The sequence below is a fragment of the Halorientalis salina genome, from assembly GCF_005049285.1.
GTDB classification, from domain to species: Archaea; Halobacteriota; Halobacteria; order Halobacteriales; family Haloarculaceae; genus Halorientalis; species Halorientalis salina.
Genome location: NZ_SOSC01000001.1, coordinates 174,621 through 189,955, shown reverse-complemented (window position 1 = coordinate 189,955; position 15,335 = coordinate 174,621). Strand labels below are relative to the sequence as shown.

Genomic DNA, 15,335 nt, shown 5'->3' with positions numbered 1-15,335 from the left:
ACAATCGGACATGAACGAATCGGGTCTACAGGTCCTCATGGACCAGGCGACTGTCGCTGACCGCGCAGCGTCGGGCCGCCTTCCCGAGTGGGCCGAGGCACACTGGGAGACCTTCCGAAACGCACTGACCGGCGACCGCAACGGCTCCCCGTTCCCCTGTTTCTTCGGCGTCGAGTCCATCCAGAACGGCGACCCCCTCTACACTGTCTGCCCGTCGATGACCGACAAGGACGCCCTGTTGCAGTTCCGAGACACGCTTCTGGAGTACCTCGACGTCTACGAGGACCACGCCGACCAGGCGTCGTTCGTCGTGTTCTTCAGACCGCCCGAGCGATCGCTCTCCGAGCGGGCCTACCACGAACGACTCTGGCACATCCTCCAGTTCCTCCACGTCCACGACCCCGAACCCTGGCCCGAGGAGATTCCGACGGACCCGGACGACCCCTACTGGGAGTTCTGCTTCGGCGGCGAGCCGATGTTCCCCACCTGCCGAGCGCCGTTCTACGACGAACGCAAGAGCCGATACTGTCCGGTCGGTCTGGAGATCACGTTCCAGCCCCGGACGCTGTTCGAGGGCATCACCCACGACACCGAGGCCGGACAGCAGGCCCGGGAGACCATCCAGGGGCGTCTCGAAGAATACGACGGCGTCTGCCCGCACGCCGATATCGGGGACTACGGGGTAGAGGGTGACCGCGAGTGGCACCAGTATCTGCTCTCCGCGGACCCCGAACAGGCCCCCGACGAGTGTCCCATCAACGTTACGCGCGAACACCCGAAAGCGACCAGAACGCTCCCGGACGGTCATGCCGCCGATTGACGAGCGCTCGGTGACGGTCCCACCGAACACGGCGCTCGTCCTCGTCGACTTCCAGACGGGCTTCGACGCGGCCGTCTGGGGCGAGCGAAACAATCCCGACGCCGAGGAGCGAGCGGCGGAATTGCTCGCTGCCTGGCGGGACGCCGAGATGCCGGTCGTCCACGTTCGACACGACTCGCGGGAACCGGACTCCCCGCTCAGGCGCGACGAACCGGGGTTCGCGTTCAAGGAAACGCTGGCACCGACCGACGGTGAGCATACCGTCACCAAACGCGTGAATGGTGCCTTCGTAGGTACGAGTCTGGAATCGTGGCTCGAAGACCGTAATGTCGACACGCTGGTCGTCGCCGGGCTCACGACCGACCACTGTGTCTCGACGACGACCCGGATGGCCGAGAATCGTGGCTACGAGGTGTACCTGGTCGCCGACGCGACGGCCACGTTCGGCCGGGAGTTCGACGGGGCGTCGATGCCAGCCCCTACCGTTCACCGGTCGGCACTCGCCCATCTCGACGGCGAGTTCGCGACCGTCGTCTCGGCCGATGCAGTGGTGTCGGGGCTTTCCGGCTAGTCCCCATCGACGATGTCGGCGACCTGCTGACGATCGAACAGTTCGCGGTCGACGCCGGAGAGCTGTCGGGTGGCCCGTTCGGTCAAGACCAGGTTCGTGATCGGTCCCTGGTAGAGCGACCCGCCGCGGTACACGTCGCCGTTTTCGACGGCCGTCAACTGGCTCGCGCTGTCGTGGTTCTGCATGAACGAGACGACAGTGTCCTCGAACTCGGCAGCAGTCTTCGCTTCGTTCCCCCGGAGCAACAGCACGTCCGGGTCGACGTCGAGGAGCGTCTCGTAGTCGATCCGGCCGCGGTTCTCGTGGAAGTCCTTCACGTCCGTCGTCGCCAGGGCGTCCCGGTCCGCCTCGGAGACCGCCTCGAAGAAGCCACGGTGAGGGTACCGCCCGTGATAGATCAGGTCCTCGACGCCGATGCTCTCGGGCGAGGCGTGCTCCTGGGAGAGAAATCCCAGTTCCTGTGCGAGTTCCGTCTGTTCGTAGTCGTGGATCGACCGCCCGTCGAGAACGACAGCCCCGTCGTCGGGTTGGAGGTGGTTCGAGGCCGATTTCAGCAGCGTGCTCTTCCCGCTCCCGTTCGTCCGTTCCATGATCCGACGACCGCGCCGAACGTTCCCGGTCCATCTGGCCGGTACCGGCGTTAGTTCCCACGACCGATCACCCGTCCGCTCTCTCGCCATCCGCGCACATCGTGCTCGTTCATTGCCGCCATTTTTAGGTCGGCCTACTAAGAGACTTTACAACACGAAGCGGGGGCCGCGTCGACCGCCCGCTGTCGGCGGTTACAGCGAGTGCGCAGCGGCCTGCCACTCTCGGCCGCGCTCGACGTTTCGCGGACGGCGTCGCGACGGCCAACCGACCGATTCGAACCGACCGGCGAGTTTCCACTCTGGAACCGTTTCGGTCGTCTCCACCGATTGCCCCGCCACAGCTCGCTGCCTGTCGGCGAGGTAGGTCCCGACGGCCGACGCGATGGCCGCGGCCTCGGCCTCATCTGGGACCTCGGTACCCTCGAATTCGAGGCTGTCGAGCAACGTGTCGAGGTGAATCTCGATCACGTCGTCGTGTCCGTTCGTACGGTCCTCGGGACCCCTCATAGCGGAATGTTCCCGTGGTCCTTGGGGGGCGTGTCCTCGCGCTTTCGTTCGAGCAGGTCCAGGTCGTCGATGAGCCGTTTGCGAGTGTCCTGGGGCTCGATGACGTCGTCGAGGTATCCCCGTTTGGCCGGGCCGTAGGGATGGGCGAACTCCTCGCGGAACTCGTCCATCAGCTCCTGGCGTCTGGCGTCGGGGTCGTCAGCTTTGGCCAGTTCCTTCCGATAGAGGATGTTGACCGCACCCCGCGGCCCGAGCACGGCCATCTCCGAGCCTGGCCACGCGTAGTTGACGTCGGACCCAAGGAACTTCGATGACATGACGATGTACGCGCCCCCGTAGGCCTTCCGGACGATGACCGACATGAGTGGCACCGTCGCCTCGGCGTAGGCGTAGATGAGCTTCGCGCCGCGGCGGATGATCCCGTTGTGCTCCTGGTCGGTCCCGGGCATGAACCCGGGCACGTCCACCAGCGTCAAAATGGGGATGTTAAAGGAGTCACAGAAGCGGACGAACCGGGCCGCCTTCTCGGCGGCGTCGATGTCCAGCGTCCCGGCCGAAACCCGGGGCTGGTTGGCGACGACGCCGACGACGCGCCCGTCGAGGCGGCTGTACCCGGTGACGACGTTGCGCGCCCAGCCGTCGTGGACCTCGAAAAAGGAGTCCTCGTCGACGATCCGGTCGATGACCGCGCACATGTCGTAGGGCTTGCGCGGCTCGTCGGGGACGATGTCGCCGAGCTCGTCACACCGCCGGTCGGGGTCGTCCCAGGGCTGGACCCGCGGCGGGTCCTCCATGTTGTTCTGCGGGAGATACGAGAGGAGCCGCCGGATGTCGTCTAGGGCCTCTTCTTCCGAGCGAGCGGTGAAGTGCGCGACGCCTGACTTCGTCGCGTGTGTCTTCGCGCCGCCGAGTTCCTCCTTGGACACCTGCTCGCCGGTGACCGTCTGGATGACGTCCGGCCCCGTGATGAACATGTGGCTGGTGTCCTCGACCATGAAGGTGAAGTCCGTCAGCGCCGGCGAGTAGGTCGCGCCGCCGGCACAGGGGCCCATGATCGCCGAGATCTGGGGGATGAGTCCCGAGGCTTCCGTGTTGCGCTGGAAGATCTTGGCGAAACCCACGAGGGAATCGACGCCCTCCTGGATGCGCGCCCCGCCCGAATCGTTGAGGCCGACCACCGGCACGCCGGTCTCGATGGCCTTGTCCATGACCTTGCAGATCTTGTCGGCGACGACCTCGCCGACGGAGCCGCCCAGCACCGTAAAATCGTGGGCGAAGAGGAACAGCTTCCGCCCGTTGACCTCGCCGTAGCCCGTGACGACGGCGTCGCCTGCGAACGTCTTCTCGTCCATGCCGAACGCCTGTGCCCGGTGTTCGACGAACGGATCGACCTCCTGGAAGGTCCCGTCGTCGACGAGGTAGTCGATGCGCTCACGGGCGGTCAGCTTGCCTTTGTCGTGCTGGCGCTGGATGCGCTCCTTGCCGCCGCCGAGTTGAGCCTCCCGTTTGCGCTCGCGGAGCTCTTCGATGGGGGCGTCCTCCCCGGTGTCCGCGTCGGGCTCTTCCTGCTGGCTCATGGGTCGGTTACCATTCCATGCCGCCGTTGACTGCGAGAATCTGGCCGGTCATGTAACTGGAATCCGCAGTGGCGAGGAACCGAACGATGCCTGCGACGTCCTCGACGGTCGCAAAGCGGTTCAGCGGAATCCGATCGAGAATCTTCTGCTTGACGCGCTCGGGCACCTCTTCTAACATGTCCGTCTCGACGAACCCAGGCGCGACGCAGTTGGCCGTCGAGCCCGTGCTCGCCAGTTCGAGCGCCAGCGTCCGGGTGAAACCGAACAGGCCGCTTTTCGTCGCGGCGTAGTTGGCCTGGCCGTAGTTGCCCTGCTGGCCGACGACCGAAGAGATGTTGATGAGCCGGCCCTCGTTGGCCGTTTTGATATCGTCGAAGAAGGCGTTGGTCGCGTTGAACACGCCGCCGAGGTTGACGCTCACGACGCGCTCCCAGTCCTCGCGCGTCATCTTCTCGAACTTCTTGTCGATGGTAATGCCGGCGTTGTTGACCAGCACGTCCGCGCCCCCGTAGAGTTCCCCGACGCGGTCCGCCATCGCATCGACTTCGTCCTGGTTCGAGACGTCGGCCTGGAGCGGCACCGCCTCGCCCCCCGCGTCCTCGATCGCGTCGGCCACGTCGTGGGCCTCCGCCTCCGAGGACCGGTAGTTGACGACCACGTTCGCCCCATTCCGACCGAACTCTTCCGCGATACCACGGCCGATGCCGCGCGATGCACCGGTTACCACACAGGTCTGATTTTCGAGCATCATTGTTGCAGTAGAGGGGGTGTCGAGCCCGACGACGTGACCCTGTCAATCGCCACGCGCCGTGCCGTGCTCCCCGAATCCCTCATATATTGCTGGCCACATACGGCCAAATAATAGTTCCCCTTATACTGGGTTAAACAAAATCCGAAGTGTATTATGGTCATTGGAGATCTCACGCTGGGTTACCGAAGAGCGACAGGTATTTTAGGCAAGCCTAAACAAATTCGAGTACATGGTAACGGACGTCTGCCTCGTGGTCCCGACGATACGCGAGTACGAGTGTCTGGAAACGTACTTCGAGAACGCACGCGAACACGGGTTCGATCTCGACCGGCTACACGTCGTGCTCGTCACCGAGGACTTCTGTGACACCGAGGCGATGCAGGCGATGCTCGACGACGAAGGCGTCGAGGGAACTGTCTTCGACGGGTCTGCCAGGGAAGACTGGTTCGCCGAGCGCGGTATCGACGAGTACAACCACCTCATCCCGGAAGCGAGTCACGCTCAGACCAGTTTCGGCCTGCTCTACATGTGGGAGAGAGACTTCGAGTACGGCCTCTTCATCGACGACGACACCCTCCCGCATCCGGACTTCGACTTCTTCGGCAGCCACTTCGATAATCTCGCCTACGAAGGCGAAATTGAGTCGGTCCGGTCCGACGAGCAGTGGGTGAACGTCCTCTACCAGAACGTCGACGAACACGGGCTGTATCCGCGTGGGTATCCCTACAGCGCGATGGACGAGGACGTAGAGACCGGCACCACCGAGGTCGACGACGTGGTGGCATCGCAGGGACTGTGGACGAACGTTCCGGACCTCGACGCGGTCCGAATCCTCATGGACGGGGACCTCCAGGGCCAGGCCCAGACCCGGACCACGACCGAGGACTACGACGGCAACTTCGTCGCCGAGTCGGGGCAGTACCTCACCGTCTGCTCGATGAACCTCGCCTTCCATCGGGAGGTCATCCCCGCGTTCTACCAGTTGCCGATGGACGACAACCGCTGGGACGTGGGCCGGTTCGACGACATCTGGAGCGGCCTGTTCCTCAAGCGGGCCTGTGACGTCCTCGATAAGGACATCGTCAACGGCTACCCGCTGTGTGAACACAACAAAGCCCCGCGCTCGACGTTCGGCGACCTGAACAACGAGGTCCCGGGGCTGGAACTCAACGAGCACGTCTGGGAGATCATCGACGAGGTCGGCGAAGACGCCGACAGCTACGCCGAGGTGTTCGCCGCGATGGCCGACGCGATGGCCACCGGCGAGTTCGACTACGAGAACGCCGAGTTCATCAACTACTGCGGGGAGTTCATGCGGGACTGGCTCGAATGTCTCGCTGAACTCCGGCCCGGAACGCTGGCCACCGAGGACCGCGTCTCCGTGACGGCGGACGACTGAACCGGCAACGTTAAGTGTTTTAGGTTAGCCTAAATCAACAATGAGAGACAGGGAATCTGCACGTGACGGGATCGTCTCGCGTCGCCGCCTGCTCCAGGCAGGGGCCGGCGTTGGAATGGTATCGCTAGCAGGGTGTAACTTCACGGGTGGCCAGGAGACGGCGACGCCCGTCGAGAACGAGGACCAGCCGCCGTGGTACGGCTCCGGACCGGGATCGTTCGAGGACCGAGCGGTTCCGGGGGGGACCTCGATGGCCGACATGCCGGACATGAGCGGGACGCTCAACGTCTACTCCGGGCGCGGCCAGGGACTGGTCGGCGAACTGCTCGAATACCTCGAAACGCGGTACTCGAACCTGACCATCAACCCGACCTACGACAACGCGAGCCGGCTGGCCAACAGGCTCGTCACGGAAGGCGGGAACACGCCGGCAGACGTCTTCTACTCGGTCAACGCGGGCGCACTCGGGTTCGTCGCGAACCAGGGGTCGGCCGAGCCGCTCACGGAGGACACCTACTCCCTGATCGGGTCTGAGTTCCGCGCGGGCGACAACAGTTGGGTCGGGACCTCCGGTCGCGCGCGGACGGTGCCGTTCAACACCAACGCGGTCAGCGAGTCGGACGTGCCCGACAGCATCATGGACTTCCCGGACCTGAGCCAGTACTCCGGCGACATCGGCTGGGCACCGACGTACGGGTCGGCCAAGGCCTTCGTCACTGCGATGCGGCTCCTCGAAGGCGAAAGCGCGACCCGGGAGTGGCTCAACGGGATGCAGGATCTGAACATTCAGGAGTACAACGACGAGTACGCCGTCTCGCAGGCGGTCGCCGACGGCGAGCTCGCGCTTGGGCTCGCGAACCACTACTACATCCAGCGCGTCCTCGCCGGTCGCTCCAGCGCGCCCATCGACACGGCCTTTACGCAGAACGATGCCGGAACCGTCTTCAACGTGGCAGGCGCAGCACGGGTCAAGGCGTCACAGAACCAGGAACTGGCGGACCTGTTCGTCCGCCATCTGCTGTCGTCGGAGGCACAGGAGTACTTCGCGATCAAGACCTTCGAGTACCCGCTCGTCGACGGCGTCGATCCGGTCGGGCGACTCCCGTCCATCTCGGACCTCTCGGTCCCCGAGATCGACCTCTCGAAGCTCTCCGAACAGGACGCGACGGTCGAACTCATGCGCGACACGGGCGTCCTCTAACTCACCCCACCGGGGGCCCTCGCCCCATCATGGCAGGCAACACAGAAACCGCGCACGACCAGGACACGCAGGGGTCGGATAGCCGCGACGCCAGGTCGGTCGGGCTAACCCTTCTGGCTGGCGCGATCGCCGCCGTGGTCCTCCTCCCACTTTCCTGGCTCGTCCTCGCCGCGAACCGCGTGGGCCTCGACACGGCCATCGAGTTGCTGTCCCGGCCCGCGACGCTCCAGGTCACGATCAACAGTTTCCTGATGGTCGGCGCAATCACCGCGATCTCGATTCTCCTCGGCGTCCCGCTGGCCTTTCTGACCGTCAGGACCGATCTCCCCTTCCGACGGGCGTTCACCGTGCTCCTCGCCCTGCCGCTCGTCGTCCCGAGTTACATCGGTGCCTTCGCATTCGTGTCGGCGTTTAGCCCCCGCGGGGAGTTCCAGCGGTTGCTGGCCCCGCTCGGCATCGAACAGATCCCAAGTATCTACGGCCTCCAGGGGGCCGTGCTGGTCATCACGCTGTACACGTACCCGTACGTCTTCATCACGACCCGTGCGGCGCTCAAATCGATGGACACGCAACTCGTCGACGCCGCTCGCACGCTCGACCACACCCGCTGGCAGGCGTTCCGACGGGTCACCCTGCCACAGATTCGCCCGGCCATCGGTGCCGGGACGCTGCTGGTCGCGCTGTACGCGCTGTCGGATTTCGGAACACCGCAGATCATGCGATACGACGTGTTCACGCGGGTCATCTACGTGGAGTTCTACTCCTTTGGCAGCGGTCGGGACGTGGCCGCCCTGTTGTCCCTGCAACTGGTCGCCGTGACGTTCTTCATCCTCGCCATCGAGTCGCGACTCCGCAAGGGCGGGAACATCGGCACCGAGGGCGGCTACGCCGGCGGCGACGAACCCGCCGTCCGACTCGGGCCGTGGCGCTGGGTCGCCGCACTCGGCTGTCTGGCGCTGGCCGCGATCGCACTGCTGGTGCCGCTCGGCATCCTCGGACTCTGGGTGGTCCGCGGCTCGTCGTCGGCGGTCAACTACTCCGTCGACATCGTGGGAATGAGCCTCAACTCGGTGTGGGTCTCGGCGCTGGCGGCCCTCGTCGCCGCGCTCGCCGGCCTCCCGATCGCCTACCTGGCTGCCAACCGGCAGTCCCGGCTGACGGCGGTCCTCGAACGGGCGACCTACGTCGGCTACGCGGTCCCGGGCGTCATCATCGGACTGGCGCTGGTCTTCCTCGGCTCCCAGTACGGGGGCTCGCTCTACCAGACCGGGGTCATCGCGTACCCGCTGTTGATCTTCGCCTACGTCGTCCGCTTTTTACCGCAGGCCGTCGGCTCGACTCGGGCCGCGTTCCTCCAGGTGAGTCCGACGCTCGCGGAGGCGGCACGGACGCTCGGCCGGACGCCGTTCGGCGCGTTCCGTGCAGTGACCCTGCGGCTGGCGGCCCCGGGGTTGATCGGCGGTGCGGCGCTGGTCTTCCTGACGACGATGAAGGAACTCCCGGCCACGCTGCTCTTGCGCCCGCCGGGGTTCGTGACGCTCGTCACGGGAATCTGGCGGGCACAGGCCTCCGCCGAGTTCGGCAAGGCGGCGGTGCCCGCGCTGGTGCTGTTGCTGGTTTCGGGCGTTTCGATGGTCGTGATCCTCGCGATGGAGGGATACAATGGCGAATAGTGCACATTCGACACCGACGGGCGGAATCGACACCGAAAGACAGACCGAAGACGGCGAGTCGCTTTTGGACCTCTCGGGGGTCGAAAAGCGGTTCGGATCGACCCGCGTCATCGAGTCGCTCGACCTCTCGGTCAGGGACGGCGAGCTCCTGACGTTGTTGGGTCCCTCGGGCTGTGGGAAGACCACGACGCTCCGGCTCATCGCCGGCCTCGACCAGCTGGACGGTGGCGAAGTCCGGCTTCGCGGCGTCTCGGTCGCGGGCGACGGGACGTTCGTGCCCCCCGAGGAACGCGACGTGGGCGTCGTCTTCCAGGAGTTCGCGCTGTTCCCGCACAAGACCGCCGAGGAGAACGTCGCCTTCGGTCTCACGGACCACACGGACGAGGAGCGCCAGGCTCGGGTCGACGAACTGCTCGAACTGGTCGGACTGAACGAACACCGCGACCAGTACCCCGAGGAACTCTCCGGCGGGCAACAACAGCGGGTTGCGCTGGCCCGCTCGCTCGCGCCCGAGCCCTCGATCCTGTTGCTCGACGAGCCGTTCTCGAACCTGGACGTCGACCTCCGCGTCGAGATGCGCCAGGAAGTCCGCCGCATTATCAAGGACGCCGGGGTCACGGCCGTCTCGGTCACCCACGACCAGGAGGAGGCGATGTCGATCAGCGACCGCGTCGCAGTCATGCGCTCGGGTGGGATCGAGCAGATCGGTCGCCCGGAAGAGGTGTTCCAGCAGCCCGAATCGCGGTTCGTCGCGAGTTTCCTCGGCCACGCGAGCTTCCTCTCGGGCTCGGTCGAGGGCGACACCGTCACGACCGGCCTGGGATCGATCCCCCGCGACAGGGTCAACGGCCTCGCCGAGGCCTACGACGGCTCGGAGATCGACGTGTTGGTCCGCCCCGACGACGTGCAGGCCCTCGCGCCCGGCGACGAGGGGGCCAACGGCACGGTCGTCCATCGTCGGTTCCTCGGACCGACGGTCCTGTACCGGGTCGAACTGGACAGCGGCGACGTCGTCGGCTGCATGCACAACCACGCCGATACAGTGCCGCTCGACGAACCCGTCAGGGTCGAACTCGACGCCGACCACGACCTGGCCTGGTTCCCGCGCGGGGCGACTCGCGTCGCCGACGGCGGAACTCGCGTCGCTGACACCGACCCGTCGTCGACCCGCTGATGTCCCGCCGTCAGCGACGACCCGCGCTCGTCGGGCTCGGGGTCCTCTCCGTGTTGACCGGCGTCGTCGTCTTCCTCTTTGCGACCGAGTTCTTCCCGCATCACTCCTCGAATCACGACGAAGGGGTCTACCTCCAGCAGGCCGCGCTCCTGCTCGACGGCCAACTCTGGTTCCACAGTCCGGTTCCGGACGCGGTTCGTCCGTGGTTTTTCGTCCAGGACGGATCACGGCTGTATCCGAAGTACTCGCCCGTTCCCGCAGCGGTCTTCGCGCTCGGCGTCCTGGTCGACGTGCCACGGCTCTCTCTCGCGCTCGTCGCCGCCGCGAACACAGCGCTCGTCGGCCTCGTGACCACCGAGGCGTTCGACGAGCGGACCGGCCTGCTCGCCGCCGGCCTGTTCGTGGCGTCGCCGCTCTTTCTCGTCCAGTCCGCGCTCTTTCTCCCCTACGCCCCGACGACGATGTTCAACCTCGCGTTCGCGCTCGCCTATCTCAGGGCCTGCCGAGGGGAGACCCGACGGAGTCGGCGACGATACAGCGCGCTCGCGGGGGCTGCCATCGGGATCGCCTTCTTCGCGAGGCCGTACACCGCGGTCCTGTTCGCACTCCCGTTCATGGCTCACGCACTGGTGACCATCGGCGTTGCGTGGCGGCGTGATTCGACTGACCCCCAGTGGTTTGGTGTCGACAGGAGCGTCGTCGAGCGCTACACACTAATCGGGACGCTGGGGCTCGTCTTCGTCGGCGTGGCACTGCTGTACAACGCCGTCGTGACCGGGTCCCCGCTGGTGTTCCCGTACCAGCGGTTCGCACCGATGGACGGCCCAGGGTTCGGCGTTCGTCGCATCCTCGGGTACGAGCGCAATTACACGCCCGAACTCGCACTCCGAGCGAACCGCCTCGTCCTCCAGCGACTGCTCGGCCACTGGACCGCGGCCGCTCCGCTGGGGACAATTGCGGCAGGGCTCGGACTCGCCGGCCTCCTCGAACGTGCGCGAAATGGAGTTTCGCTGCCCGAACCTGGCGCGCTCACCGACATCCAGATCCGGTCGATCGTTGCCGGTCTGCTGGTGACGGTTCCTGTCGGGAACCTCTTTTTCTGGGGGAACCTCAACATCCTGGCCGCTCTCGACGATCCGTCGGACGGGCTGATCGCGCTCGTGGGGCCGTTTTATCACTTCGATCTCCTCTTGCCGCTCTCGATGTTCGGAGCTGCGGGGCTCCTGTGGGTCGGTGACTCCCTGCGAGCGTTCGTCGAGCGTCGCTCGACGGCCCGCATTGCGAACGTCGTGCTGGCCCTCGCCGTCGTGCTCACGTTGGCCGTCGGCGGCATCGCCGAACAGTCCGCGGTGAGCGCGCCGCTGGAGAAGAGCGAACCCTACACCGAGCGCTACGAGCAGGCCTACGAACCCTTCGAGGACCGATCGTTCGACCGCGCGCTCGTGTTCGTCCCGACGCCCTACGGCGACTGGCTCAACCACCCCTTCCAGTCGCTCCGCAACGACCCCGCTCCCGGTGGCAATGTCGTCTACGCCATGGACCGAGACGCCGAGAGCGATTTCCGCACCCTCGAAGCGTACCCGAACCGCACGCTGTACCGGTACACCTACCGGGGCGAGTGGCGACCGGTCTTCGACGAGTTCAGTGATCCGATCGACGCCACGCTCACGCCGCTGGCCGTCGAACGAGGCGACCGACAGCGGATCACCTACCGCGTCGGCCGTGTCGCCGGATCGGAGACAGCCACCGTCAGACTGGACGGGCCACACGGAGCGGTCCAGTACGGCGTCGAACGACTGGCCGGTGATAACCTGACAGTCAAATGGACGGTCGGAAAGGGGAGAGCCGAAGTGGTCGACGACGGACTCAACAGGTACAGCGACCAGCGCGCAGTCGGGTTCGAGAACGCCGCCGACCTGACGCTGACCGTCACGTTCACCCAGGCCGGCGGGTCGACCGTGACCTACCGCCAGGAAGTCGCCGCGGCGGAGACCGACGACGGGGTCGCAGTTATCTGGCCACCGGAAAACCGGGTCTGTCGGCTGGTCGCCGACTGCGGGAACGAAGGGACCTACCTCCCGGGAGCGGACGACTACGTGGCAGGGGTATCCCTATCGCAGGACATCGAGACGGTCGGCAGGGACAGCGCGTTGGCCGACTGATTACCGGAACCGTTCCTCCAGACAGACCTTGCAGATGGATTTGGCGATCGCGGCCCCACCGCTAAGGGGATCGAGTTTGGTCTCGCCCTTGCGTTCGCCGTACTCGATGGGGATCTCACAGACCTCGTAGTTCCGAATCAGCGGACGAAGCAACAGCTCCGCCGACAGTCCGGTGTTCTCGGTCCATTGGATCTGCTGGATGAGTTCGCGCCGATACGCGCGCATTCCGGTGGTCGTGTCGTGGACTTGCTCGCCGGCGAGGGCACTGGCGAGGACCGCGAAGGCGTGATTACCGAACCGGTTGAACGACGGCATCGTCTTGGCCCCGTAGTACAACCGGTCGCCGCTGACCACGTCGTAGCCCTCGTTGATCCGCGCCAGGAAGTCCGGAAGTCGATCCATCGGATACGTGTCGTCGCAGTCTGTGGTCACGACGATGGGCCGGTCAGCCGAAAGGACGGCCTCCCGGACGGCGACGCCGTATCCCTGGGGTTCCTGCTCGATGACCCGGGCCCCGTGATCCCGTGCAATCTCGGGAGTTCGGTCGTCGGACCCGTCGACACAGACGACTTCGGCCTTGCCGTCGGTCACGGACTCGATGTCCGACAGTACTGTGCCAATGGCTTCCTCCTCGTTGTAGGTCCCCATCACGACGCTGAGATCGTCGAACGTGAACGTCTCGTCAGTCTCCGTCTCTGTCTCCGCTGCGAGTCCTGAGCTCATTACTGGTGAGGAATCACGGGAGCCTCTTGAACTTTTAGGTTCGCCAAAAACAGGCCCTTTCAGCGGTCGACTTACCCGAGGACGATGTCGGGACTGCTGTGCGAACCGATCCGATTCGGGCCTACTCGCCTTCGGCTATCTCCAGGAGCGCCTGGCGGTTCGGGAAAACGGACTTCGTATATTGAACCGTGCGGGATAGGACATTTCGTCAGAGCGGATCTAGACGCCGAATTCACCCTTCGCGTTCTCGACGGCCCGGTACACTTCGGCGTCGGGCTTGAGCGTTCGCGGGACGGTTTTTCTTGGCTCATGTCGTCTCAGTTCCCGATCGCTTTGCTGGGGGTGAAACAGGGACCACCGTACGGCGATCCTGATATAACACTATTTCGAGGTCACATCGATCTTACTTGTCTAGATTCTGAGTCACTGCATCCACCAAACGACGCTGCTACCCTTCGTTTTGCTCGAGGACGAATCGTGGAATGCCTTCTCTCAATAGCAGCCACTACCCCTCAGTTCTGTATAGCGATATATGATTTATACATTTGAGGCGATACACTCGAATGTAATACTGAATTAATTAAGAATTAGACATCTACTTCGTGATATTGCAAAGGGACCAGCGCGAAGCTCAGAGCAGTTCGTAGATCGATTCTTCGTACGTGTCTCGAACGCGTGACCCCCAGTTGTGTGTGTAGGTATCGATGATGTCCGAGGCGACGTCGCCCCGGAGGTACTTCACGATTCCACGATCCCCGGTCCTGTCTCTGAGGTGTGTCGTGAAGAAGTGCCGGAAGTAGTGGGGTGTGACGTTCTCTTGTGGGCCGCCACCCGTTCGATACCAGCCCATGCGTTCCGCGTTGGTCGTGACGAGGTGATGGACCGCGTCGATAGTCACTCGTTGGCCCCAGTTCCGGGATGTCGTCACGAACAAGGGGTTCGCGGAGGACGACGGATCGGGCCGGACAGCCAGCCACCGTTCGAGTGTCGCTCTGAGCTCGTCGTCCACGGGAACGATAGTTGCGCGCTTGCGCTTGTTCGAGGCGGAACGTTCCTCACCGTTTACCCGACTTCCCTGGGCCGGTTCCTGGCTTACGTATATCGAATCTGGCTTCCCCTGCAGTTGGGGACGCACCTCGTCGAATCTCGCATCGGACAGGTCGAGCCCGGCGATGTTCACGTCTCGAACGTCGAGATTACACAGTTCACCGGACCGCATCCCTGTTTTCAACAGTGTGACGATCACCGCACGGTCGAGGGGGTGCCGCATCGCCCCCACGAACCCGCGCATTTCCTCGACCGGAATGTCTCGGCGTGTCGGATCGGTGTGGATCGACTCGTCCATCTCCTCCATGACGACCGTCATGGGATTCGATTCGAACACGCCGACCTGGACCATATACGAGTAAAATCGATGGAGGTAGGAGGCGTACGTGGCGATCGAACTCTCGGCGTGAGCCCCTCGCAACGAGTGGACCCAGGACATGCACTCACGGTAGGAGATGTCATCGAGTCCACCGTCGACGCCGCGGTCTCCGAGGGACGACTCGAACTCCCGGAGGACCCGCTCGTAGGAGTTGCGAGTTCGCGATGATTTCCCTTGGTACTCGATGTCTTCGAGGAAATACCCGATCGGATCGTCGGGGTCAGCCGCCCCACGTTGCTGGCTCATTGCTCACCGAGCACGTACCCGCCTTCCCGGCCGCTGTACTGGATCCGATTCGCGGCTTGGAGCTCCTGTAACGTCTCGTCGAGACTCGATTCGATATCACCGGTGACCGCAGTCAACAGCTCGTCCCAGGATAGCGGCTCTGATTCCGTCAGGATTGCCAGAATCCGTTCTTCCAATTCCTCAGTCCCGCCTCCAGAGTCTGACCCCGAATCGGTGTCAGTATCCGGGACGTCGCCGCCCGAGAACCCGCGCCGACCGGCCTGAACCATCGTCCGAACGAACTCGCTGAGGCTCATGTCCATCTCATCGGCGTGACGTTCCCACTCGTCTTTCTGGTAGGACGGCACGTAGGTCCGGACCGCTGTCCGAGTCGTGTCAGCGTCCCGCTCGGTTGCCATGTCTGCCCTTTCTCGCGATGCCGTCTTTAATCTGTCCTCAGTAATCCGAATAAGCAAATCAGGTCGATGGAGCTTCGCATGGCTCCGCAAAATCCCGACTGAAATGCCAGCGAACCC

The 15,335-nt window shown here is 64.4% G+C and carries 14 protein-coding genes and 1 pseudogene; 7 read left to right on the top strand and 8 right to left on the bottom strand.

What is annotated here, in order from left to right:
• Positions 1-10 precede the first annotated feature (10 nt).
• Both E2481_RS00980 and E2481_RS00975 read left to right on the top strand, forming a co-directional pair.
• The gene (locus tag E2481_RS00980) at positions 11-820 is read left to right on the top strand and encodes a YqcI/YcgG family protein (RefSeq protein ID WP_136715253.1); all 810 of its coding nucleotides are present in this window, start codon (positions 11-13) and stop codon (positions 818-820) included.
• Positions 807-1,391: a cysteine hydrolase family protein gene (locus E2481_RS00975; RefSeq protein WP_136715252.1), complete on the top strand. Its 585-nt coding sequence runs from the start codon at positions 807-809 to the stop codon at positions 1,389-1,391. Before E2481_RS00980 ends, E2481_RS00975 begins: the two co-directional genes overlap by 14 nt.
• On the opposite strand, the gene E2481_RS19280 is transcribed toward E2481_RS00975, so the two are convergent.
• From E2481_RS19280 to E2481_RS00955, 4 genes are all read right to left on the bottom strand, one after another.
• Positions 1,388-1,981 (bottom strand): ATP-binding cassette domain-containing protein, encoded by a 594-nt coding sequence (locus tag E2481_RS19280; protein ID WP_372492976.1) that lies wholly within the window; start codon positions 1,979-1,981, stop codon positions 1,388-1,390. The genes E2481_RS00975 and E2481_RS19280 overlap by 4 nt on opposite strands.
• Positions 1,982-2,173: 192 nt before the next feature.
• Positions 2,174-2,488 carry a hypothetical protein gene (locus tag E2481_RS00965; protein ID WP_136715250.1) on the bottom strand — a complete coding sequence of 105 codons (315 nt, stop codon included), beginning with the start codon at positions 2,486-2,488 and terminating at the stop codon, positions 2,174-2,176.
• A complete protein-coding gene (locus E2481_RS00960) occupies positions 2,485-4,065 on the bottom strand; it encodes an acyl-CoA carboxylase subunit beta (RefSeq protein WP_136715249.1) in 1,581 nt (526 codons plus the stop codon). The genes E2481_RS00965 and E2481_RS00960 overlap by 4 nt, the downstream gene beginning before the upstream one ends.
• Positions 4,066-4,072: 7 nt before the next feature.
• Positions 4,073-4,816, bottom strand: coding sequence for a beta-ketoacyl-ACP reductase (locus E2481_RS00955; protein ID WP_136715248.1), 744 nt, complete (start codon positions 4,814-4,816; stop codon positions 4,073-4,075).
• A gap of 229 nt (positions 4,817-5,045) precedes the next feature.
• Here E2481_RS00955 and E2481_RS00950 point away from each other — a divergent pair, with 229 nt between their 5' ends.
• Genes E2481_RS00950 through E2481_RS00930 form a run of 5 tightly spaced genes read left to right on the top strand, consistent with a single transcriptional unit; the run spans position 5,046 to position 12,425 of the window.
• Complete coding sequence (locus tag E2481_RS00950) at positions 5,046-6,215, top strand: alpha-1 4-glucan-protein synthase (RefSeq protein ID WP_136715247.1); 1,170 nt, start codon at positions 5,046-5,048, stop codon at positions 6,213-6,215.
• 40 nt (positions 6,216-6,255) lie between these two features.
• Complete coding sequence (locus tag E2481_RS00945) at positions 6,256-7,416, top strand: extracellular solute-binding protein (RefSeq protein WP_136715246.1); 1,161 nt, start codon at positions 6,256-6,258, stop codon at positions 7,414-7,416.
• Between the two features lie 29 nt (positions 7,417-7,445).
• The gene (locus E2481_RS00940) at positions 7,446-9,089 is read left to right on the top strand and encodes an ABC transporter permease (protein WP_136715245.1); all 1,644 of its coding nucleotides are present in this window, start codon (positions 7,446-7,448) and stop codon (positions 9,087-9,089) included.
• The gene (locus E2481_RS00935; protein ID WP_136715244.1) at positions 9,079-10,263 is read left to right on the top strand and encodes an ABC transporter ATP-binding protein; all 1,185 of its coding nucleotides are present in this window, start codon (positions 9,079-9,081) and stop codon (positions 10,261-10,263) included. The genes E2481_RS00940 and E2481_RS00935 overlap by 11 nt, the downstream gene beginning before the upstream one ends.
• Positions 10,263-12,425, top strand: coding sequence for a DUF7846 domain-containing protein (locus E2481_RS00930; protein ID WP_250137690.1), 2,163 nt, complete (start codon positions 10,263-10,265; stop codon positions 12,423-12,425). The genes E2481_RS00935 and E2481_RS00930 overlap by 1 nt, the downstream gene beginning before the upstream one ends.
• Here the strand turns inward: E2481_RS00930 and E2481_RS00925 are convergent, their stop codons facing one another.
• The 4 genes and pseudogenes from E2481_RS00925 to E2481_RS00910 form a co-directional block, all read right to left on the bottom strand.
• Positions 12,426-13,148 (bottom strand): dolichyl-phosphate hexose transferase, encoded by a 723-nt coding sequence (locus E2481_RS00925; RefSeq protein ID WP_136715242.1) that lies wholly within the window; start codon positions 13,146-13,148, stop codon positions 12,426-12,428. It lies immediately after the preceding gene.
• Between the two features lie 71 nt (positions 13,149-13,219).
• Positions 13,220-13,451: pseudogene (locus tag E2481_RS18860) on the bottom strand (NADH-quinone oxidoreductase subunit D-related protein); the annotation flags it as partial.
• Between the two features lie 328 nt (positions 13,452-13,779).
• A complete protein-coding gene (locus tag E2481_RS00915) occupies positions 13,780-14,820 on the bottom strand; it encodes a tyrosine-type recombinase/integrase (RefSeq protein WP_136715241.1) in 1,041 nt (346 codons plus the stop codon).
• A complete protein-coding gene (locus tag E2481_RS00910; protein ID WP_136715240.1) occupies positions 14,817-15,218 on the bottom strand; it encodes a DUF5805 domain-containing protein in 402 nt (133 codons plus the stop codon). The genes E2481_RS00915 and E2481_RS00910 overlap by 4 nt, the downstream gene beginning before the upstream one ends.
• Positions 15,219-15,335 lie beyond the last annotated feature (117 nt).

Bases quoted from the DNA above. Each gene is read 5' to 3' on its own strand.
- E2481_RS00980 (WP_136715253.1), top strand. From the start codon at position 11: ATGAACGAATCGGGTCTACAGGTCCTCATGGACCAGGCGACTGTCGCT.
- E2481_RS00975 (WP_136715252.1), top strand. From the start codon at position 807: ATGCCGCCGATTGACGAGCGCTCGGTGACGGTCCCACCGAACACGGCG.
- E2481_RS19280 (WP_372492976.1), bottom strand. From the start codon at position 1,981: ATGGAACGGACGAACGGGAGCGGGAAGAGCACGCTGCTGAAATCGGCC.
- E2481_RS00965 (WP_136715250.1), bottom strand. From the start codon at position 2,488: ATGAGGGGTCCCGAGGACCGTACGAACGGACACGACGACGTGATCGAG.
- E2481_RS00960 (WP_136715249.1), bottom strand. From the start codon at position 4,065: ATGAGCCAGCAGGAAGAGCCCGACGCGGACACCGGGGAGGACGCCCCC.
- E2481_RS00955 (WP_136715248.1), bottom strand. From the start codon at position 4,816: ATGATGCTCGAAAATCAGACCTGTGTGGTAACCGGTGCATCGCGCGGC.
- E2481_RS00950 (WP_136715247.1), top strand. From the start codon at position 5,046: ATGGTAACGGACGTCTGCCTCGTGGTCCCGACGATACGCGAGTACGAG.
- E2481_RS00945 (WP_136715246.1), top strand. From the start codon at position 6,256: ATGAGAGACAGGGAATCTGCACGTGACGGGATCGTCTCGCGTCGCCGC.
- E2481_RS00940 (WP_136715245.1), top strand. From the start codon at position 7,446: ATGGCAGGCAACACAGAAACCGCGCACGACCAGGACACGCAGGGGTCG.
- E2481_RS00935 (WP_136715244.1), top strand. From the start codon at position 9,079: ATGGCGAATAGTGCACATTCGACACCGACGGGCGGAATCGACACCGAA.
- E2481_RS00930 (WP_250137690.1), top strand. From the start codon at position 10,263: ATGTCCCGCCGTCAGCGACGACCCGCGCTCGTCGGGCTCGGGGTCCTC.
- E2481_RS00925 (WP_136715242.1), bottom strand. From the start codon at position 13,148: ATGAGCTCAGGACTCGCAGCGGAGACAGAGACGGAGACTGACGAGACG.
- E2481_RS00915 (WP_136715241.1), bottom strand. From the start codon at position 14,820: ATGAGCCAGCAACGTGGGGCGGCTGACCCCGACGATCCGATCGGGTAT.
- E2481_RS00910 (WP_136715240.1), bottom strand. From the start codon at position 15,218: ATGGCAACCGAGCGGGACGCTGACACGACTCGGACAGCGGTCCGGACC.